Source organism: Polynucleobacter sp. JS-JIR-II-c23 (genome assembly GCF_035011225.1).
GTDB lineage: Bacteria > Pseudomonadota > Gammaproteobacteria > Burkholderiales > Burkholderiaceae > Polynucleobacter.
Genome location: NZ_JAYGQT010000001.1, coordinates 895661 through 916685, shown reverse-complemented (window position 1 = coordinate 916685; position 21025 = coordinate 895661). Strand labels below are relative to the sequence as shown.

Annotated in this window: 20 protein-coding genes; 8 read left to right on the top strand and 12 right to left on the bottom strand. The window is 45.1% G+C overall.

Going from position 1 to position 21025, the window contains the following annotated elements:
* Positions 1 to 2 precede the first annotated feature (2 nt).
* Positions 3 to 935 carry a branched-chain amino acid ABC transporter permease gene (locus VC159_RS04725; protein WP_072583531.1) on the bottom strand — a complete coding sequence of 311 codons (933 nt, stop codon included), beginning with the start codon at positions 933 to 935 and terminating at the stop codon, positions 3 to 5.
* A 31-nt stretch (positions 936 to 966) separates the two neighbouring features.
* Positions 967 to 2118, bottom strand: coding sequence for a branched-chain amino acid ABC transporter substrate-binding protein (locus tag VC159_RS04720; protein ID WP_323472909.1), 1152 nt, complete (start codon positions 2116 to 2118; stop codon positions 967 to 969).
* A 216-nt stretch (positions 2119 to 2334) separates the two neighbouring features.
* Here VC159_RS04720 and VC159_RS04715 point away from each other — a divergent pair, with 216 nt between their 5' ends.
* Both VC159_RS04715 and VC159_RS04710 read left to right on the top strand, forming a co-directional pair.
* Positions 2335 to 2682 carry a CidA/LrgA family protein gene (locus VC159_RS04715; RefSeq protein WP_072583529.1) on the top strand — a complete coding sequence of 116 codons (348 nt, stop codon included), beginning with the start codon at positions 2335 to 2337 and terminating at the stop codon, positions 2680 to 2682.
* The gene (locus VC159_RS04710) at positions 2675 to 3403 is read left to right on the top strand and encodes an LrgB family protein (RefSeq protein WP_323472908.1); all 729 of its coding nucleotides are present in this window, start codon (positions 2675 to 2677) and stop codon (positions 3401 to 3403) included. Before VC159_RS04715 ends, VC159_RS04710 begins: the two co-directional genes overlap by 8 nt.
* 15 nt (positions 3404 to 3418) lie before the next feature.
* On the opposite strand, the gene VC159_RS04705 is transcribed toward VC159_RS04710, so the two are convergent.
* From VC159_RS04705 to VC159_RS04695, 3 genes are all read right to left on the bottom strand, one after another.
* A complete protein-coding gene (locus VC159_RS04705) occupies positions 3419 to 3733 on the bottom strand; it encodes a HigA family addiction module antitoxin (RefSeq protein ID WP_216243822.1) in 315 nt (104 codons plus the stop codon).
* Positions 3734 to 3741: 8 nt separating this feature from the next.
* On the bottom strand, positions 3742 to 4020 hold the full coding sequence (locus VC159_RS04700; protein WP_323472907.1) for a type II toxin-antitoxin system RelE/ParE family toxin: 279 nt from the start codon (positions 4018 to 4020) through the stop codon (positions 3742 to 3744).
* 63 nt (positions 4021 to 4083) lie between these two features.
* Positions 4084 to 5433: an aspartate aminotransferase family protein gene (locus tag VC159_RS04695; RefSeq protein WP_323472906.1), complete on the bottom strand. Its 1350-nt coding sequence runs from the start codon at positions 5431 to 5433 to the stop codon at positions 4084 to 4086.
* A gap of 80 nt (positions 5434 to 5513) precedes the next feature.
* Here VC159_RS04695 and VC159_RS04690 point away from each other — a divergent pair, with 80 nt between their 5' ends.
* Both VC159_RS04690 and VC159_RS04685 read left to right on the top strand, forming a co-directional pair.
* Positions 5514 to 6494, top strand: a complete 981-nt coding sequence (locus VC159_RS04690) for a tripartite tricarboxylate transporter substrate binding protein (protein ID WP_323472905.1) — start codon at positions 5514 to 5516, stop codon at positions 6492 to 6494.
* Positions 6495 to 6516: 22 nt separating this feature from the next.
* A complete protein-coding gene (locus tag VC159_RS04685; protein WP_323472904.1) occupies positions 6517 to 8103 on the top strand; it encodes a gamma-glutamyltransferase family protein in 1587 nt (528 codons plus the stop codon).
* A gap of 30 nt (positions 8104 to 8133) precedes the next feature.
* Here VC159_RS04685 and VC159_RS04680 read toward each other — a convergent pair whose 3' ends face one another.
* Positions 8134 to 8322 (bottom strand): hypothetical protein, encoded by a 189-nt coding sequence (locus VC159_RS04680; RefSeq protein ID WP_323472903.1) that lies wholly within the window; start codon positions 8320 to 8322, stop codon positions 8134 to 8136.
* Between the two features lie 161 nt (positions 8323 to 8483).
* Here VC159_RS04680 and VC159_RS04675 point away from each other — a divergent pair, with 161 nt between their 5' ends.
* Both VC159_RS04675 and VC159_RS04670 read left to right on the top strand, forming a co-directional pair.
* Positions 8484 to 8777: an ADP-ribosyl-(dinitrogen reductase) hydrolase gene (locus VC159_RS04675; RefSeq protein ID WP_323472902.1), complete on the top strand. Its 294-nt coding sequence runs from the start codon at positions 8484 to 8486 to the stop codon at positions 8775 to 8777.
* Positions 8778 to 8831: 54 nt separating this feature from the next.
* Positions 8832 to 9182 carry a hypothetical protein gene (locus VC159_RS04670; RefSeq protein WP_323472901.1) on the top strand — a complete coding sequence of 117 codons (351 nt, stop codon included), beginning with the start codon at positions 8832 to 8834 and terminating at the stop codon, positions 9180 to 9182.
* Positions 9183 to 9186: 4 nt separating this feature from the next.
* Here the strand turns inward: VC159_RS04670 and VC159_RS04665 are convergent, their stop codons facing one another.
* The 4 genes from VC159_RS04665 to VC159_RS04650 all read right to left on the bottom strand — a co-directional run bounded on the left by VC159_RS04665 (position 9187) and on the right by VC159_RS04650 (position 14188).
* The gene (locus VC159_RS04665) at positions 9187 to 10515 is read right to left on the bottom strand and encodes an ATP-dependent DNA helicase (RefSeq protein ID WP_323472900.1); all 1329 of its coding nucleotides are present in this window, start codon (positions 10513 to 10515) and stop codon (positions 9187 to 9189) included.
* 3 nt (positions 10516 to 10518) lie between these two features.
* Positions 10519 to 11151 (bottom strand): formylglycine-generating enzyme family protein, encoded by a 633-nt coding sequence (locus VC159_RS04660; RefSeq protein ID WP_323472899.1) that lies wholly within the window; start codon positions 11149 to 11151, stop codon positions 10519 to 10521.
* A 176-nt stretch (positions 11152 to 11327) separates the two neighbouring features.
* Positions 11328 to 12881 carry a sensor domain-containing diguanylate cyclase gene (locus VC159_RS04655; protein WP_323472898.1) on the bottom strand — a complete coding sequence of 518 codons (1554 nt, stop codon included), beginning with the start codon at positions 12879 to 12881 and terminating at the stop codon, positions 11328 to 11330.
* Positions 12878 to 14188: an HD-GYP domain-containing protein gene (locus tag VC159_RS04650; protein WP_323472897.1), complete on the bottom strand. Its 1311-nt coding sequence runs from the start codon at positions 14186 to 14188 to the stop codon at positions 12878 to 12880. Before VC159_RS04650 ends, VC159_RS04655 begins: the two co-directional genes overlap by 4 nt.
* A gap of 151 nt (positions 14189 to 14339) precedes the next feature.
* Here VC159_RS04650 and VC159_RS04645 point away from each other — a divergent pair, with 151 nt between their 5' ends.
* Both VC159_RS04645 and bcsG read left to right on the top strand, forming a co-directional pair.
* Positions 14340 to 15320: a glycosyl hydrolase family 8 gene (locus VC159_RS04645; RefSeq protein ID WP_323472896.1), complete on the top strand. Its 981-nt coding sequence runs from the start codon at positions 14340 to 14342 to the stop codon at positions 15318 to 15320.
* 1 nt (position 15321) lies between these two features.
* Positions 15322 to 16866, top strand: a complete 1545-nt coding sequence (gene bcsG / locus VC159_RS04640; protein ID WP_323472895.1) for a cellulose biosynthesis protein BcsG — start codon at positions 15322 to 15324, stop codon at positions 16864 to 16866.
* Here bcsG and VC159_RS04635 read toward each other — a convergent pair.
* Positions 16863 to 17204, bottom strand: a complete 342-nt coding sequence (locus VC159_RS04635) for a hypothetical protein (RefSeq protein ID WP_323472894.1) — start codon at positions 17202 to 17204, stop codon at positions 16863 to 16865. The genes bcsG and VC159_RS04635 overlap by 4 nt on opposite strands.
* Before the next feature lie 58 nt (positions 17205 to 17262).
* Entirely contained in the window at positions 17263 to 21024 is a 3762-nt protein-coding gene (locus VC159_RS04630; RefSeq protein WP_323472893.1) for a cellulose synthase subunit BcsC-related outer membrane protein, read from the bottom strand.
* Position 21025 lies beyond the last annotated feature (1 nt).

Genomic DNA, 21025 nt, shown 5'->3' with positions numbered 1-21025 from the left:
ACTTAAACTCGCTCGCTGGATTTTTCAGAAATCAAGCCTGTAGGCTTTAATCCCATGATGATGATAATTACTGCAAATGCAAAGACATCCTTATAGGCACTAGGAACGCTCGGCATGATGGCGGGTAACAAAACAGCGCCAATCGTTTGGAGTCCTGCAAATAAAAACCCTCCCACAATTGCTCCATAGAAATTTCCTAAGCCGCCCACTACAGCGGCCGAGAAGCCAATTACACCTAGCAATAAACCCATACTGAAATTCACTTCGTTGTAATACAGGCCGTTCATCAAGCCAGCGAGAGCAGCCAAGGCTGAGCCCAACATAAATGTGATCAAGACAATTCGATGGAAGTTAATACCCATAATGCGTGCCGTTTCACTATCTTGTGCAACCGCACGAATAGCCAAACCAATCTTGCTCTTGGTAATCAGGCGTTGAACCGCAACAATGATTAAGACTCCGGTAATGAGTAGGATGAGGCTATCGGAGCGTAAAGTAAATTCGCCGAGAGCAATGCCATCAACTGGCAGCAACTTGGGGAAAGGTTTTGGATTGGATCCATTTGGATAAAACAAACGGACTAACTCACGCAGCGCAAGACCCAGCATCAAGGTTACCAATAAGGTATTGATTGGGGGCGCTTTCTGTAAAGGCAGAATCAGATAACGCGCAATGACTGCGCCAAGAAAGGCAGCAACCGCCAAGCTCACCACTATTAATACCAAAAGCTGTAGCCAAGGAGAAGTAAATGTCTCGGCTATACCGATATAAGCGGTGAGGCCAGCAAAGGCCCCCACCATGAGGATGTCACCATGGGAAAACTTAATGACATCCAAAACACCGAAGTAGAGGGTAAATCCAACTGCCACGATTGCATAAATTACACCCAACATCAAACCATTGAGCAGGTACTGCAAAAAAATATCAAATGACATGCAAAATTACCCTCTTCTACTACGATTTCAATTACTGCCCTAACTTACGCTGCTTCTTGGCATAAAGGCTGTCTTCCCAGAGAACCCATTTGCCATCTTGAGCAACATACTTGGAGATCAAAGGAACAATGTTTTGACGATGATCATCAAAACTAACTTTGCCAATAATCGTTTCAACGTTTTGGGTGTTGTTTAAGACCTCCATTACCTTCTTACGATTAGGGCCAGCTTTTTCAATTGCAGCCATGATCAAGTTGGTAGCGGTATAAGCAAAAGGACCGTAGGCTTCAGGCGCATCTGGATACTTCTGCTGCGAATACTTAGCAATGAACTCAAGTCCACCAGGGAGCTTTTCCCAAGGTGCGCCTTCGATGAAAGACAAAGAGCCTTCAGACAATTTACCCAAGCCCTCGATGTATGCATCAGACTTAATTCCAGAAGTTCCTTCAAATACCGCCTTGATACCCAAGCGATCCATTTGTGTGCGGATACGAATACCGATTGGTGTGAGGCCGCCAAAGTAAACCACTTCAGGGTTCAACTGCTTGATTTTGGTTAATTCGGCTGTGAAGTCTTGCTGATCAGCGGTGACACCAAAGGTGCCCAAGATCTGGCCGCCATTTTTAGTCAGGAACTGAGAAAAATACTTATTGTGACCTTTGCCGTAATCGGTAGTGTCATGAATGATGACCCACTTCTTATAGCCTAAGCCAGTTAAGAATTTAGCTGCTACTTCATTTTGATTAATCATCGTACCGTTTACACGATGAATTTCTTTGTAGTCATTGCCATAAGTGATTTCAGGGAGAACAGCGCCCCACACCATAACTGGCAAACCAAACTTATGATAAACATCAACAGTACTCATTGCTACTGCTGAGCAGTAATGGGTTACACCAGCAATAATGGAGCTGTCTGACGCTATTTTGGTAGCAACTTGTACGCCTACGTTAGGCTTGCACTCATCATCAGCAGTAACCAATTCATATTTATATTTAGCATTCGGGTCTTGGTTTTTCATACGCACCGCTAGATCAGCAGAGTTACGACCACCAATACCATTTGCGGAAACACCTCCGGTCAATGGCCCAATGTAGGCAATCTTGACCGTATCTTTAGCCGATACAGAAAAAGAAAGGCTGGAACACAAAGCAAGAAGCAAGCCAGATACGAGTGACTTCATGTTGAATCTCCTGTTTATTAATATGAACTGCAATTTCAGACCAGTGTAGCAAGGTTTTGTATACAAGATATTGGCTGGAATCCTCAGGGCATCCCTGAATAGTACAAATCTAACTGAGATAGCCATGGCGCAACTTCAGAAAACCCCTTCTTTGGTGCTTCAGGCACTGAGATGGTTATCCGGGCACTCTATTCACGCAGGCGGTAAGATAGATACATGATTTTTGGTCTTGTACAAATCCTTCTCTTTCAAAGTTTGGGGGAGCTCGTTTCCAAGTTCCTTTTGCCAACGCTACCTGGCCCGGTCATTGGATTAGTTCTCTTGGTGCTGTGGCTTGTTTTGCGCAAAGGAATTAATGCCGACTTAGCTATGGTGGGTGATGGCTTTAGTCAGTACCTTGGACTTCTCTTTGTTCCAGCTGCCGTTGGCGTGGTGCTTTTCTTACCCCAGCTCAAGGCAAATGCATGGGCCATTATTAGCGCCCTCATTGGTAGCGTCATCCTCACTATTGCCTCTAGCGCGTTAGTCGCCCGTTTATTGAGCAGGAAAGAATCTCATGAGTGAAAAGCACTCCATCGTTGAGATTTGGGTTTACCTATCAGGAAGCCCGCTTTTTGCCCTGTTTATTACGCTAGCGGCCTATCAAATTGGACTCAGCATTTATAAGGCTAGTCATCAGAATCCATTAGCAAATCCAGTAGCAATTGCCATTCTGATTGTGGCAAGTACGATTCAATTTATTGAAATGCCCTACTCAACCTATTTTGAGGGCGCTCAGTTTATTCACTTTCTATTGGGATCGGCGACAGTATCTTTAGCAATCCCCATCTATAGGGGATTAAGTAGCCTTACGGGGAGATCAATCCCTTTGATTGCTTCGCTATGCACGGGCGGATTGGTTTCAATCATTAGTGCGGTAGGTATTGCGACTATGCTCGGGGCGGACTCCAGCATTACTGGGGCAATGTATCCCAAATCAGTCACAGCACCAATTGCCATGGGTATTGCAGAACGTATTGGCGTCTCACCCACTCTAACGGCCATCTTTGCCGTGAGCACCGGAATACTAGGTGCTATCTTGGCACCCTTTGTATTGAACGCATTGGGTATGAAAGCTTGGTGGCAAAGAGGTTTTGCGATTGGCATTGGCGCTCATGGTATCGGCACCTCACGTGCGTTTAGCATTCATCCTGAAGCAGGAACATACGCCAGCCTAGCGATGGGCATGAATGGCGTTGTTAGTGCGGTAGCGATTCCTGTGATCTATCACTTATTTAATCGCTAATTGAGTCGCCAATAATTAGGCGGCCAGTAAATCCGGTATTTGTATGTGCTTCACTTTAGGTTTAATAGTCTTTCTAGCTTTCCACAAATCATAAGCAGACTGTTGGGCCAACCAAATACTTGCACTGCCACCATTTTCAACGCCTAACCATGCCTCAATTCTCAATGCCATCTCAGGCGAAATTGCAGCTTTAGCATTTAATACTCGAGATAAAGCGGCTCTAGTCACACCAAGCTGATCAGCTGCGGCAGTAACAGTAATCCCTAAAGCAGGGAGAATATCATCACGCAAGGTGAGTCCTGGATGCGGGGGGTTGTGCATTTTTCTCATTTTTATCATCAATGGTAGTCCTGATAATTTACCAACACTACGTCTTCGCGTTCAAACCTAAAAGTAATTCTCCAGTTTCCACTAACTGAAATTGAAAAGTGGCCAACCAGTTTTCCACCTAAGGAATGTAATCGCCAGCCAGGAATATTCACATCCTCCCAATTACGGGCCTCATTCAATCTGGATAATTGTCTTGAAAGACGAGGAGCATGAGAACTTTGAATACCAGCACGGCTTCCAGTTTCAAAAAATAACTGCAATCCTTTATGCCTAAACGATTTAATCATACCATATTGTATAGCGTAGCTATACAATAATTCAAGCCAATTAAAAGCCTAATATTTACGCGGTTAATTAACCTTCATCGCCTCATCAATAGCATCGCCTAAAACGCTACACATAAACTCGAGCTCTTCAGGCTTAGAAATAAATGGGGGGCCTACGGCAATAGCGTCACCCGCCACTCTTACTAGAGTACCTCTTTCGATGCAGGCCTCCAGCACCTTCATGGAACGTAGACCTGGTTTTCCTGGAACAGGGTCAAGCTCAACAGCGCCAGATAAACCAAAGTTGCGAATATCCAAAATGCCTGACTTGCCCTTTAGGGCATGAAGTCCATCTTCTAAAACAGGTTCTAGTGCTCGAGCACGATTGACCAAATCATCAGACTCAAAAATATCAAGCACTGCATGGCCTGCAGCCGCAGGTATCGGATGACCTGAGTAGGTATAGCCATGGAAAAATTCAATCGCTTGCTCTTGCCCACCATTCGAAATAATGTTGTCGTAAATATCTCCACGCACAATCACGCCACCCATTGGAATCACACCATTCGTAATCCCTTTAGCAAAGGTAATCATGTCGGGTGTCACGCCAAAACGATCTGCGCCGAAGTTTGCGCCTAAGCGACCAAAGCCGGTAATCACTTCATCAAAAATCAGCAAAATACCGTGCTTAGTACAGATCTCACGAATCTTTTGCAAGTAACCATCCGGCGGAACTATGACTCCAGTTGATCCCTGTACAGGCTCCATGATGACAGCGGCAATCGTATTGGCATCATGAAGGGCAACAATCCTTTCTAACTCCTCTGCTAAATGGGCGCCCCACTTTGGCTGCCCTTTTGAGAAAGCCATCTGTGAAAGGTTGAGCGTATGGGGTAAATGATCGACACCAGGCATCATCATGCTGGCAAACATTTTGCGATTGGCGACCATACCACCCACCGATATACCAGCGATGCCAACACCGTGATAAGCGCGATCTCGTCCAATCAGTCGAATACGGGATGCATTGCCCATTACACGGTGATAACCAATGGCGATCTTTAATGCAGTATCAACCGCCTCAGAACCAGAGTTAGTGAAAAATACTTTGTCCAATCCCTCCGGCGCCATCTTTGCAATTCGACTAGCCAAGCTAAAAGTTGTCTCACTGGCCATCTGAAATGCAGGGCAATAATCCATCGTTTCAAACTGCTTTTGAATCGCTGCACCAATACGTGGATCAGCATGCCCCAATGGAGAGCACCACAGCCCAGATAAACCATCAAATAGCTTACGACCCTGATCATCAAAGTAGTAAGCTCCCTTTGCTGACTGCATGATCTTCGGATGGTGCTGAAAGTAGCGGTTAGGTGTGAATGGCAGCCAATAAGCTGACATATCAATTCCGCCGCTTGTTTTGTTCAATGTTGTCATGCGTCTCTCTATTTGATCTTTTTAAAACTAGATTCTGAATTTCCAATACTATATTACTCATCTCACTATCGGATCATTAAATGCACTATTTTAAATCTCTCATCCTTGGCTCATTAGGACTGTTGACTTTAAGTAACTTGGCTCTTGCCGCCTCCGATACAGATTGGCCTAAAAAACCGATTGTTGCGATTGTGTCCTTTCCTGCAGGCGGATCTACTGATATTTTTGCGCGTAGTGTGACCGCGCCTTTAGCTGAAGCATTGGGTCAATCCATCGTTGTCGAAAATAAACCTGGCGCTGGTGGAATGATTGGCTTACAAGCCGCTGCTAAAGCCGCCCCTGATGGCTACACCATCAACATTAGTGCGCTGACAAATCAATCGATTTCTTCAGCCCTATTTAAAAATCCTCCGGCTGACTTACAGAAAGATTTTGTTCCAGTTGCATTAATTGGAACAATTCCGCATTTAATTGTGGTGAACCCAAGTGTTCCAGCAAAAAATCTTCCTGAACTCATTGCATTCATCAAGTCTAAAAAGGGTGACTTTAATTATGCATCCCAAGGTAATGGCAGCCTCTCCCACTTGGAATCCACTTTGTTTATGCAGCGTATTGGAGCAACGGGAACGCATATCCCCTATAAGGGCAGCAGCTTTGCTTTGCCTGATTTGATTGCAGGCAATACTCTCATGATGTTTGATAGCGTGACCGCTTCATTGCCCCATATTCAAAGTGGCAAGCTGCGCCCGATTGCGATTGCCGCAGCAGAACGCTCTCCTTTAATGCCTAATGTCCCTACCCTCGGACAAGATGGCATGAAGCAGTTTGATGTGGAAAACTTTTATGCAGTTTATGTTCCCAAAGGAACTTCTCCAGTAATCATTGCAAAATTAGAAAAAGAAATCCGTAAAATTCTCACGAATCCGGACTTCAAAGCGCGTATGGCAGCCCAAGGTATTCATCCTCAGTTTGCAAATTCCGAAAAATTGTATGAAATCACCGCAAGTGAAGCCAGCAAATGGGATAAGGCTGTAAAGTCAGCGAATGTTAAAATAGATTAAGCCGTTAAATAGATAAGCACTTATGTTGATATCCCCCCCCTTTGGTAGTCGCGCCCCTGTTCTAGCTAAAAACACTGTTGCGAGCTCTCAACCGCTTGCCACTCAAGCAGGCATTGAAGCCCTGCAAAATGGTGGCAATGCAGTTGACGCTGCGCTTGCAACCGCAATCACACTGACTGTAGTTGAACCAACGATGAATGGCATAGGTGGAGATGGTTTTGCAATTCTCTGGGATGGTAAGAAGATTCATGGCTTAAATGCTTCTGGCCGAGCCCCTGCCGCCTGGAAGCCAGAATATTTTGCTGGTAAATCTGCGATGGACCTCATTGGCTGGAATACGGTCACTGTCCCCGGCATGGTTGCTGGCTGGATTGAGCTCTCCAGAAAGTTTGGCAAGCTACCCTTTGCACAATTATTTAAACGTGCGATCGACTATGCAGAGAATGGCTTTCCGGTTTCGCCAGTCATTGCACGCCAATGGCGCGAAGCTATTCCTATCCTTAAGAACCAACCTGGTTTTGTAGAGTCATTTTTAATTGATGGGAAAGCACTCCAAGCTGGGCAAATCTGGAAATATCCTGCGCAAGCTAAGACTCTGAGAGAAATTGCCAGCTCAGAAGGCGAGTCTTTTTATAAAGGCCCCCTTGCACAGAGTATGGTGGATTTTGCGCAAGCTACTGGTGGTTGCTTCACTATGCAAGACTTCGCCGATAACCAGCCAGAATGGGTTGAGCCTTTAGCTTTCGATTATGGTGATTACACTCTCCATGAAATTCCGCCAAACGGATCTGGTATCGCCGCTCAAATTGCCTTAGGTATTTTGCAGGCAGCCAATGTGAAGCAGTACCCAGCCAATTCAGCGCAACGTATTCACTTACAAATTGAAGCCATGCGAATGGCTTTTGCAGATGTCTATGCCTACGTTTCTGATGCACGCTCCATGCAAATGCCTGTGAGCTCTCTTTTAAATAGAGATTACTTAGCTAGTCGCGCGGCTTTGATTGATCACAATAAGGCTGGTAGCTATGGGCCCGGAGATCCGCATTCTGGTGGCACTGTTTACTTGTGCGCCGCAGATGAATCCGGCATGATGATTTCTTATATTCAATCTAACTTCAAAGGCTTTGGTTCTGGAGTGGTTGCCCCAGGTGGCATTGCTTTTCATAATCGTGGCATGAGCTTTAGATTAGAAGATGGGCACCCCAATCAAGTTGCCCCGGGTAAGCGCCCTTTCCACACCATTCTTCCAGCCTTCCTCACTAGGGATGGCAAACCTACCATGGCATTTGGTGTGATGGGTGGCAATATGCAACCACAAGGTCATATTCAATTCGTGATGCGCTTTGTAGATGAATACCTTAATCCACAAGCCTGTTCTGATGCGCCACGTTGGCGGATTGATGATGTGGGCAAGCTCACTGTGGAGGCGGCAATGCCCCAGAGCGTGGTTGATGGATTGAAAGCACTAGGACATGAGGTTGCTGTACAACCAGCAAACAGCTTGGACTTTGGTAGCGCACAAGCAATTGCCAAGCTCTCAGAAGATGCCGACTCTGCTTTTATTGCTGGCAGCGATCACCGTAGAGATGGATTGGCAGCTGGGTTTTAAGATGGTGAATTTACCTCGTCAGTAGCTAATCTACCAATCCAGATCTTCCCCATCTAGATTTAAAAATTCACTGAGAAGCAAATCATCGCCATCCATAGAGATAGCTTTAGCACTTTCGTACCACCCTAATCGCACTCTCTTATTAGTTAGCTTTAGACGTTTAGCATATAAAATTGCTTGGTCTACATGCCCGTCTTGATCATTGAATTCATTTTTCATGAAAATAGAAATAGTTGGATGACATTCCAATTTTAATAAAAAGCCTACGCAGAATTTCTGGAATAAATTCCTGTGTTTCTAGTGAGGAGATTCATACCCCCCACTCTTTTGTAGGTATACCTTTTTGATAAAATATGTATATACATATTTAAGGTAAGAGCATGCAAAATCTAATCATTAGCCCAGCAATCCAGGGAAAGCTGGAACTAAAGCACGGCATAAGCCGCAGCGATGTTGAGCAATGCTTTATTAATAGACAACGCTCTTACCTTCTAGATGATAGGCTAAATCATCTAACAGAACCGCCAACTGAATGGTTTATATCAGAAAATGATCGTGGGATATTAATTAAAGTGGTTTTTGTATTTGATAATGGAATGATTTACCTAAAAAGTGCATTTCCACCGAATTCAACAGAAATTCGTATATACAATATAATATCAATACCTTACTAAAAGTGTCGCTTCCATAGAAGTGGCGAAACGTAAAACTTGCAAGCAAGGAAAGTAATGATCGCAAAAATGAAGAAGGTAAAAAATCACAATACCGCCGATGTCTGGGAGAGTGGTGATTTGGGTAGAGATATTAAGCACGCTAGAGCAGCAGACAAAAAACGAGGATCTCAAATTGATGATGCTCTAGGTCTGCAGATGATTTCCATTCGCCTAGAAAAAGACTTGATTGAATCCTATAAGCTCTTAGGCACAAAATATGACATGGGTTACCAGCCTCTTATGCGCGAAGCCTTAAAAAGGTTTGTTGAGGGAGAATTTAAGCTGATTGCCAGTGAGGCACTTGAAAAGCAAAAAGCAGCAAAACCAAAACTAAATACAATCAAAAGAATCAAGAAGGCGGCTTAAGGCCCTATTTTGAAGGCAAGCAATTCAAATAGAAACGCTTGATCTCCTGATCGCAGCTCACATCTCTGGGCTCAATCGGCCGCTGTAGAGAAATACCTTCAATCGTTTTACACCGGCTTAGGGCAACATAGACTTGTCCCGAGGCAAATGCACCTGATGAGAGATCAACCTTAACCTTGTCAAGGGTCTTGCCCTGGCTCTTATGAATCGTTACAGCCCAAGCCAGCATGAGCGGTATCTGAACATAAGTGCCAATGATGCTGGGAGATATCTTTCCTGACATCATATCGTGATCGTAACGATAAGACTCCCACTGATGGCCTGTTACTTCCACTGTATTTGCATAAGGCCCGTTTTGCACCATCACCTTCACCTTATCTGGCAGCAACTCACGCACTACGCCGATCGTTCCATTGACCCAGCGCTTAGGGAATCCAGGATCCGTTGCGGTGAACATGACTTTAGCGCCTACCTTAAGCACTAAATTATTGGGTGAAGGTAAATTGCGTTCGTCGATATTAAATTTACCCGTTGACTGACCTGCGTAGACCTTACCCTCAACGGTAATTGCGCGCAAGCCAGCACCATTGATTTGATCTGCTCGTGCATTTGTAGTGGTCAGAGTAATGGTCTGCTCATCTATCTCAGCATCTTTGCGATAGCACTGTGCATTTAGAGTATCGAGAGCCTCATCAATGTCATGATTAATTCGAATGCGATTTAATAAGCCTGCGAAGTGCTCATCCTTTTGACGGAAGATCTTAGAGAGCTCTACCATCGTGACATCTTTGCGATGCAAGGCCATAGCGCAAAAGAAATAAGGTCCTTCGTAACCACGCTCTGACAGGACTTGCATGTCAGAACTAGAAACTACTGGTGGCAGCTGGAATAAATCCCCCACAAACATCACCTGAATGCCGCCAAAGGGCTTGCCTTTTTGCGGCCCGTTCTCGCGCAGAAATAAATCCATTGCGTCCACGACATCCGCACGCACCATCGAGATCTCATCAATGATGAGCAAGCGGATATCTTTATAAAGGCGCTTATCGCGCAGCGGCTTGATATCTTCCTCAGGAAAAATGAGTCGCGGAGGTAATCTAAAGAAGGAATGAATGGTCACTCCTTTAACCTGAAGCGCGGCAACCCCTGTTGGTGCAACTACCACAACGTTGCCAGGTATGGCTTCTCGTAAATAGCCGATTAGGGTCGTTTTACCAGTGCCCGCTTTACCGCTAACGAAGATATAAGGATCGTGACGCTCAATGGCCTCAATTACCGCTTGGTAATCGGGAGTAATTTCAATTTCAGAAGAATCTACTGCGGAATTAGTCATTCCCTATTGTTTCACGGCATCGGCTACACACCGAAATCCGATATAAACCACGGCAATATCACCAGGCTTGGATTCCACATCGCTCTCTTGCTGTCTATTAGGACCATACCACCACGATGCTCCACGAGTGATGTAGCCGCCATTGCGCTCTGTAGCAGTCCATTCCCAAACGTTCCCACCCATGTCATACATGCCATTGACGCCAGGTTTGGTTGAGCCAGTAATCACGTGGCCAGTTCCGCGGTTCAGGGCGCCAGCTGGTGCAAGACCTTTATAGTCACCGCAACCGCTAAGGCAATGAGAAGGCGAGGGATTTGCGCCGCCTGGATAGGGATAACGCTGACCATTTATGTATCCAGCTGGCGGATTATTTCTTTGTTCCAAGAATGCAGCGTTCGTCCACTCGGCATCCGTTGGCAAACGTTTACCGTAATAGCGACAAATCGATTCGGCTTCTTTTTGATTGAGGTGCGTTGCTGGCTCTGCATCTTTTGCAGGTAAACCATAAGGGGTTTTCCAAGTCCAGCCTGGCTTTTGAATAAAGCCCGCTTCATAAGATAATCCGCCACCCTTCTGCTCTGCGACACTCATAAAACCTGTGGATGACACGTACGTCTTCACGTCGGCAATATTCATCTCCGTTTGATCCCAGATCAGGCTTCCAATTTGCACCGTGGGAATAGTTGAAGTGGGCGCGCTTTGGCTTGGAGTTGATCTAAGCCCTATGAATAAGAAACCAAGGCTGATTAATGGGATTAAAAGGGTTTTATAGGTTTCAAATTTTTCCATAACCAATCCACCCAGCATTGAGCTTATGAGATATCTTTGAAAACTGATTTAAGCACTTTCTCGCTGAATACCTGAATGGTATTTCGCCCGCTAGATTTAGCCTCATACATCGCCATATCAGCATTGTTCATTAAATCAGACTCATTAGATCCATGATCGGGATATAAAGCCACTCCAATACTTGCGCTTGTACTTACAGTCATGCCATCCGCTGTCATCGGCATCATGAGAGAAGATCGAATTTTTTCAGCAACCATTAAGGCATTCTTCTCATCACCAACAGCCGGTAAAAGCACAATAAATTCATCTCCGCCGAGACGGGCTACAGTATCAGTATCTCGTAAACAGGCTCGTATTCTTTCGGCAACCTGCATTAGGACTGCATCTCCTACGAGATGGCCGTAGACATCATTAATCGTTTTAAGATTATCTAAATCAGTAAAAAGAAGTGCCAATTTAGTTTGGTTACGCTTGCAATTAGCCAGGGAATAAGAAAGGCGGTCAGAGAATAAGGTTCTATTGGGTAGCCTAGTAAGAACATCGTGATGCGCACGATATTGGTTCTCAGCATTACGCCGATAAGTCCTTAACAGAAAATAGGTTCCAATAAATAGGATGATGATGCTCAAAACGGTAGCAATTAATCCACCCGTCGCATTCTTATACCAGTTGGCCAAATACAAAGTCTCAGGGACTACGGCTCCAACAATGAATGGATATCCGGTAACTTTTCTGTAGGAAATCATGCGCTCGACCGGGGACGTATTTTGCCGAGTAAAGCCGGTCTTGGATGTAAAGATCACACCGTTACCGTCTGCTGCTGCACCTAAAGATTGCTCAATCAAGTCATTAGTATTGACACGACCTATCAGATTTTCAACTAGTGGCCAACGAGTTAATAAAGTCTTGTCTTGGCGATAAAGAGTTATCGCTGCGCCATCACCCAAGTTGGAGCCTAGCCTCTCATACAAAGAGGAAAAGACCTCAACGGAGACGCCCACCAAAATGATACCCAGAAACTCATCGTGCGCACCATTGACGCGCCTAGCCAAATAAAAAACCCATTTACCGTTCCCCTTATTCTGGACGGGAGCGCTGTAGAAAGTCTCAAGATCATTGTGATTTTTCAAGTAGACAAAATAATCTCGGTCTGCCAGATTAATTTCAGGCGCAGGATAGGAGCGGGAAAAATTAAGGACTTTACCGTCATTAGCCACAAAAGTAGTGACATCTAAAATAGAATTAGATTTTGTCTTTTCCTCCAACAGCTCAAACTGATTTTTATTTGATGTGAACTTGCGATAGCTTTTCTCATCTTCAATTTTTGCTGCGTAAACCACATCATCAATACTATTTAAAACAGTATTGGCCGAAAAAATAATCTGCGAAGTGTGCTCGGCCAATATTAATGTCAAAGTGGCGAGTTGATCCGCACGATCTTCGGTTGTATTGCGGCGTAGCAAATACCCTGAAATTACTGCATTGATGATGAAGATGATTGCCAAAATAATAGAGGCGCCCAAAATAAGGCGAGAGTTGCGGCGAACATTAGAGCTCGGCTCAAAACTAATCGTCATTTAGAGTCTCCATACAACTCTGAGATCTTCAAGAAATTATCTTTTTCCTGAATGAACGCTTCGACAATGCGCGGATCAAAGCGAATTCCTTTTAGCCGAGCAATCTCTAAACAAGCCTCTTCATGGGACCACTTCTTTTTATAAACCCGCTCATTTACTAAGGCATCGTAGGTGTCAGCTAAGGACATCAGCCTGGCTGGTAAGGGAATCTCATCGCCCTTTAGTCCCAATGGATAGCCTGAGCCATCCCAATTTTCATGATGCCCTCCGGCAATCTTAATTGCGGCATCCAAGACATGGGTGTTCTTTGCATCTTTGAGTTTGGCGGCACTGAGAACCTCACGACCCAAATTAGCATGGGTTTTCATGGTCTGCCACTCATCGTCGGTCAGCGACCCCGGCTTTTTTAGGATTTCATCGGGGATTCCGACTTTACCAATATCGTGTAATGGTGCAGCCTTCACGATGTTCTCAATTGCTTTTAGAGTTAACTCGTCCGCATAGGCCCCGCTTGACCTCAATCTTTCAGCTAAAGCACGTACATAGTTTTTAGTACGCAGAATATGATTGCCGGTTTCGTTATCCCTCACCATGGATAGCGCATTTAGGCTATTGAGCATCCCATCCTCAATGGCATGCGAGCTCCTGCGATATTCATGCCAGAGCTTCTCGAGGTAATAGTTGGTAATTAATATACAAATTGTGACAATCGACAATATTGCAGCTATACGCATGGCAAAAGCCAGGCCGCCTTCTTGATACAAGGTTCCAGGGTGAGCTATCTCTTCAAGCGCCAAAAGCGATCGAATGATGCGGGCAAAAAGCTGGAAAAACTCAACCCCAAGCAATAATTTAATTTGATAAGCGTTATCTTTTTTTAAGAGCTGACTTAAAGATACGATCTGCCAAATACAAAAGATAATGAGCGCAACATTCATTAAATGAATGCGGTCTTGTGTTTCTCCAAAAAAGTGTAGATAGACGTAAATTAAAGAGGCAATTACAAATAAGGCAAGAGCAACCAGTCTGCTTGAATCCCTTGGTGCCCCGTTCCAAACGCTGAACAATAAAGAAATGTTGGCGACGCCTGCAATGAGGAAGATATTGGCCAAGGCCAAAACGATCTTGCCAGCCCATGGAGCGGTGGCATAACCCAACATGGAGGCCGCTAAAAAGCTCAGGCCTATTGGCCAATAGATAACCTTAAATTGAGCACGATCGTCATCCCGGTTTGCTAAGAAACGGCCCATCAGACCGACTAGGACGATGAATATGGCAAAGTAAAATGTTTGGTTTGCTAACTGCATGAAATATCTAAATAAAATAGGCTAATTAAATGCCGGTAATACATAATGTACCTTATTAGTCAGTATTACTAATCATAATCAATTGCCAGCCTATCGTTCACCTAAATTCAATCCCTCAATGACCTGGCGCACCCTTCTCCGGTTTTGGCTTTTGAGTATTGCTCTTGTATTGCACTCCCCAGCACATGCTGTTGATAGCGAAGACTGGGCTCAATTTAAATCTGCATTTATTGAGAATGGTCGAGTGATTGATGTCGGCCAGAATAGTATTAGCCATACCGAGGGTCAAGGAATGGCATTGCTACATGCAGAACAAAATAATGACCCGGCCACCTTTGCCCAAATCTGGACCTGGACACAACGCAATCTTCAAGTGCGTGATGATAAATTGTTTGCTTGGAGTTGGTCTCCACAGGTGGGTATTAATGACATGAATAATGCTAGCGATGGTGATTTATTTATTGCCTGGGCATTATCGCGTGCATATCGCAAATGGAATGAGCCTAGTTATCTTTTTGCAGCCATCCAAATTAGTCAATCCATTAGAGCAAAGCTTTTGCGTAAAACTAGCAAAGGAACTATTTTACTTCCTGGTGCAATAGGTTTTGAAAAGCCGGAAGGCCTGAAACTCAACCTCTCCTACTGGGTCTTCCCTGCTATTGCCGATCTTGCTTTGCTTGATCCGTCACCGGAATGGGAAGAATTAAGGACAACGGGTTTACAGCTCATTCGAGAAGCCCGCTTTGGTAAATGGCAACTACCACCTGACTGGTTGCAATTGGAGGGCGAGAATATCAGCCCTGTGGATGGCGATCAATTTGGATACAACGCTGTGCGCATACCTCTTTACCTTGTCTGGGGTCAGCAAGCCACTCCCGCCACGATTAAGCCCTTTCAAAACTTCTGGGGCGCCTTTGCTGGAAAACCGCTCTTACCAGCTTGGGTAAACGTGAATACCGGTGAAATGGCAACGTACAATGCATCTGCAGGCTTTTATAGTATTGCAGCTATAACGCTTGCTTACCCCAATATAGATTCAACCCCATTACCCAGCTATAACCCGTCCCAAGGCTATTACTCTTCTATGCTTTCTTTATTTACCAAAATGGCTTTAGAGGATCTCAAAAAGTAATATGGGAATTTGGAATTTCTATTTCATTATCAAAATAATCCTGTTCTATACAGGTTATATTCATTTCCATTTTTTTGTTAATGCTGCTTTTGCACTATTTCTAATTTTTTCCCATGCTAATCCGACCTTGCTACGAATTCGCAAATGGGTAGCACTGCCTCTTGCTATTGTTATTCTCTATTTTGATAGCCCGCTGCCACCCCTTCGAAATATCATCCCTAAAATTAGCCAGTTACTCGATTTTAGTTATCAGTATTACCTTGAACTTTTAACCCGAATTTTTGATTGGCGAGTAATCGCCATCTTGTTGGGGCTCTATATTGTTTACTTCCTTCTTTCTAAGAAGATCAGAATGACCACCATTGCGTCAATAGCAATCATGAGCACCCTGCTTCCACTGGGGGCGACCATGCCCTCCTTAGCCTACGATGCTGATGGCCAAGTCATTGGCCTGCCTAGTGATACAGCGCTCACCGAATCGCTTGATGGCTTCTTCATTGAAGAAGCATCTCGTACTGCCTTTAACCGTTCACAAAAGGCCAGCGGTGCTCCGTTCGATGTCCTGGTCATTAATGTCTGCTCCCTGGCTTGGGATGACCTTAAGTACATTAAAGAAGATAACAATCCGCTGTTCCAGCGCTTCCACTATTTATTTACAAGCTTTAATTCGGCCTCTTCTTACAGTGGGCCATCGATTATTCGCCTATTGCGTGGTAGTCGTGGACAACAGGACCAACGCGATTTATATAAGCCTGCCGTTGAAGATTCCCTGTTATTTAACAATCTCAATAAAACAGGCTTCCAAGTTCAGTTGGCCTTGAATCATGATGGTAAATACGGCGACCTCCTGAAGGAAATCCGAAATGAAGGCGGTATGTCTGCCCCGCTGTTCGACAACACGCAAGCTACCCCTTATTTAAGAGGTTTTGATGGCTCGCAAATTTATGACGACTACTCCGTGCTATCCAATTGGTGGGATGCCCGCATGAAGTCCCCTAATGAACGGGTCGCCCTTTTCTACAACACAATCTCATTGCATGATGGTAATCGTGCGCTAGATGGTGGCAAGCTAGAAAACAGCGTCGAGACCTACTCTCGCAGAGCACGTAAATTATTGAGTGATATTGATCGCTTTTATGCCAAGGTTAATAGCTCTGGTAGACAAGTGGTGATTGTGTTCATTCCTGAGCATGGTGCAGCGATTCGCAGAAACAAAAATGAGATCGTGGGTATGCGTGAAATCCCAAGCCCGAATGTAACCAACATTCCTGTAGGAATCATGTTTACTGGTAAAGCAGATGCCCCGGTGAAGACAAATATCATCGAACAGCCGACTAGCTACCTGGCTGCTTCCGACTTAATCTCCAAGTTTGTGGGTAAAGCTCCTTTTGGTGCTAATAGTCCAAGTGCAGAGATTTATCTAAAAAACCTGCCGAGTACACGCTTTGTGGCTGAGAATGAAGATTCAGTGATTATGAAGTTTGGAGCCTCGTACTACTTCCGCTCCAACGACATCAATTGGAATTTATTCGAAACCAATAACTAAGGCTTCGGCTTAGCTGTAGACTCCTGCCATAGCGCAGGAATATCTATCACTTTATCAGTGCTGACTGAATTACCAAGTGCATCTAAATAAACAACCTCGCCATTGATCTCAATGGGATTCTTTTCTTGAGAAATCTTTCGAACTGCTTCTAAGTTAGCCTTAATGTCAGGGCTATGCGGATTTAAGCGATATGCTCTCTCCAGCAGGATAACTGCAGTAGAGATATCTTGCTCCTTCAACGCATACAGTGCACGTTCATTGAGTTCTCCGGGAAGATAGGGATCAAACACAGGTGGACCACTCAAGGGCTGAGCACTCAGCATTGAGGATGCGACCATACCTATCACCAGAAGCAAGATAGAGGATGAGATAGATTTGTTCATTATCTAAAATTCATTAAAAGCGGGACGTCGGGATTACCGGCTGTGTTTGCAAAGGTACAGGGTTTGGCGCAGTACCATCAAGCGCAATCCGGATGTACAGCACCAAACTATTTGGAGCATAGTAAGGCGAACGCTCTAACTTTAAGCGATTACCAACAAAGACTGATGGTGTGACTTGATATTCCCAAGCCGCTAAGAAAGAATAGGCGCTACCAGGTCCAGAGCTTCCTGAATACGTGGCGTTATTGGAGGTAGCTTGATATTCTGAATTAGTAGGAAAGTATGGTGCCGCATCGGTACGAGACCAGTTGGTTGATACCGAGCCACCAACAATATAGGAGAAGCGAGCGAAGCGCTGTGCGTAATTTAAAGGAAGCGTTACAGAGCGATAGCTTTGCGGACTGTAGTAACCACCCTGCCCATAGGTAAACTCTCCAGCGTTTCTTTTGAAGCCCCAGAGCATACCCGTGAGACCGCTAGAGAGCTGACGATCAGTTTCATTGACGATACGCCAGTTCAGACCAGCCATAAATTGGTTATCGCTATTGCTCTGCACATTGGTACCCGTCAGGCTGCGCGCGCGATAGTAAGTCCATCCGCCCAAGGTACCACCCTGATCTAGGCTCAAGCCAACCGTTCCACCAGTCGCAACCATACCGCCCCAGACGGAACCAGTCACAGGATCACGAGTACCGGCATATGAAAGCAAAGTACTGGTCATGGGACGGCGCGCCAATTCCAATGAGATACCAACAGGACCTGCATCCAGCTTCTGCTTCACTCCACCAATCCAATTTTGGGTGAGGAATCCTAATGGGGTTGTACCAATATCTGCCTTAAAGTTTTGCTTCTCATAGCCAATGTTGAGAGCGGTGCCTGATGCTGATTGGTTTGAAAATGTTGTTGGGCAGTTGGTTTTACAAGCGGCCATCGAACCAAAAGTACTTACTTGATATGCGTTACCCGCATCAATGGTGCCCGCATTAATATTGACTTGGTCTGCACGGAAAGTCATTCTTTCATCTGCGCGCATTGGCATCTTCCACTCTAGTGGAATCTCCGTTGCACGGTAGTAAGACTGCCCTGGGGTGCCATTGAGAGATAAATAGTCGACAGCTGAATCAAGCCAATTAGTGCGCATGTCAATCATGTCGGCTATCTGCTTATATTGGTATGAGCTTCCAGATGCGACAGCTGAAGGCTCCAAGATTGGTGGCTCAATCTGGAATACGGAAACCCCCGAAACGCTAGCGACTGGCTTGAGTGTGGAAATACTATGGTAGCTAGAGAGTGGCACTGGGGATTGAATAAGGGCGCGTTGTTCAATATCGATCGCCTTATCCAGATACCCTTCCCTTCTTTGGATCTGACTATCCAAATACATCATCTTGTAATTATTGGGCTTCGCAGAAATCAGCGGCTGTAGCTTTTCTTTAGCAACTTGAATATCGCCAGACCGAATGAATTGACCTATCGCCCTAAGCTCTGCTGCCTCTTGAAGATCAGCGTAATCTTGTTTTTGACCTGGACTTAACTTTTGATTTGAGACCAGCGCCATCTCCTTTTGGAATGCCTCTGGCTGATCGTTATTCAGAAGAAAGTTTGCATAACGCAAATGCCATTCAACCGAAAGATTTGGGGTGCTCTGCTCAATTTTCTGAAAAAGAGCGTTGGCTTGCTCGACTTTGCCGATCTTGCCCCACATCAGCGCAACCAAGGAAGAAAGGTCAGGATCGTTGGATACTTCATCCTCAAGTACGCTTAGCTGGGCGATAGCCTTGTCATGATTTTCCTGGGCATTGAGTCTATTTATCTGAGTTAGCTGTAAATCAACCCAAACGCCTCTTTGGAAGCGCGTAATTTTAGGGGTACGTTCGGACGCTGGAATACGCTCCAAGACTTTGAGGGCTGGTTGATTTTGATCTAGGCCAGACAAGTACAAAGCATAGGCATACAAACCTTCAATACTATTAGGGTGCGTTTTTAGAAAGGCATCAAATATTGCAATGCCCTCTTTAGGACGGTGCAGCTTTGCATATAAGCGTGCCAAATCTAAACGCAACCAAATCTCATCCTTGTCTAACGCTATTGCCTGCTTTAAAAGAACAATGGCTTTTTGGATGTCACCAGCTTGTAGCGCTTGGCGAATATCAAAATCGAGTCTTATCTGAGTCAATTTCAGCTTATCACTTGGTGATAGCTGGGCTTTGGCAAGCTGCTGCAATACAGGGCTTAGCTCATCATCACGCTGCAAGCGATTGAGAACATTGGCATAGGTTAAGCGGAGTGATATTGCATCAGAAGAAGGTTTAGCCAGCGCGCTGCGCATCAGACTTAAGGCTTCCTCAGTTTTATCTGCACTCAATAAGAACAGTACGTTCGCATTGGTCATCTCAGGATCGTTAGGAGCAAGTCGTAAGCCCTCTTTCATGACAGCCAAACCTTTATCGACCGAGCCCAGACCCTCATAAACTCCAGCCAGCTGAAAGCGCAACCAAGGATTGAGTGGATCAAGCTTTAGTGCGCTCTGCAGATAGGGAATGGCGGCCTCACCCTGCCCTTTATTTACTAAATCATCTGCCTGCGAACTCAAAATCTTGATACGCAAATAATCATATCCCTTACCAGCAGGGCTATTTGCAGGTGCCTGCGCATTAATTAATGCCAGGGCATCATCTCGCCTACCAGTATTAATCAATAGCTGAACCAATCCCCGCAATGCAATGCCGCTATCGGATTCAATGGCTAAGGCTTCTCGGAATTGCTTTTCGGCTTCTTTGTTATTTCCACGTTCAGCTTCAATAGTGCCCAATACAGCAATCCCCTCTGCACCCTGCGGCTCCAATTGAATAGCTGCGCGAATTTTCTCCATCGCCAAGGGGTAATTCTTCTTATCCCGGGCATCTTCAGCCTGATGAATTTGACCCCAATATTGACTGGTGGATATCAAACTCTTCCACTTGCCACTGTTTTCAGGATTGAGCGCTAAGGCTTTCTGATAGTAAGCAACAGCTTCTTGATAGTTGCCTTGCCTCATCCGGATTAAGCCCATGCCACCCAATGCCAAATAATCCTTTGGCCTATCCTTAAGGGTATCTAGTAGAGGCGCCTCTGCACCTACGATGTCACCTTTATCCAATAGATCTAAACCTACCTGACGACGTCTGAGCAAAGGGTCGCTTGCAATACGTTTACGTTCTTCAAGTGCATCTTTCTCCAGAATCCAACGACCGGTAATTTCTTGGTTATGAGGATCTAACTTTAGGTACTGTTCATAAAGAGGGATAAGTTCTGGGCCAATTTGTTGGGCATTGAGTACCTCTCGCCAGACTTGAAGGACTCTCTGCTTATCCACTTTGCGAACGTTGTATGTTGCAGCTAAATTCTGAAACGCAAGATCACGAGTCTCTCGCTTTGAACCTAATAAGACATCTAAAGCTAAGCTGTACTGCAAGTTTTTTGGGTCAGATTGAACCAAGCCCTCCAATCCTGAGCGTGCCTCGTTCCAACCCCCAGGCAAGCTGGCAATAATTTTGTAATAACCCACCGCCAAATCACCCGCAGGCGGTCCGTTTGGGAACTTCTCTTTTAAAAATGCATTTGCCTCGGCTGACTTGCCACTCTTTTGCAGAATCGTAGCTTGGGTTAATACCCTTCTAGCCTCTGATATCTCCTGCCTGCTAAGGGTGCTATCCGAAGCGTAGATGGACTCCGCTATCCCAACTGAAGAGAGCAATGCAAAACCTAGGCAGAGATGAAGGGCTTTTTTTTTCAAA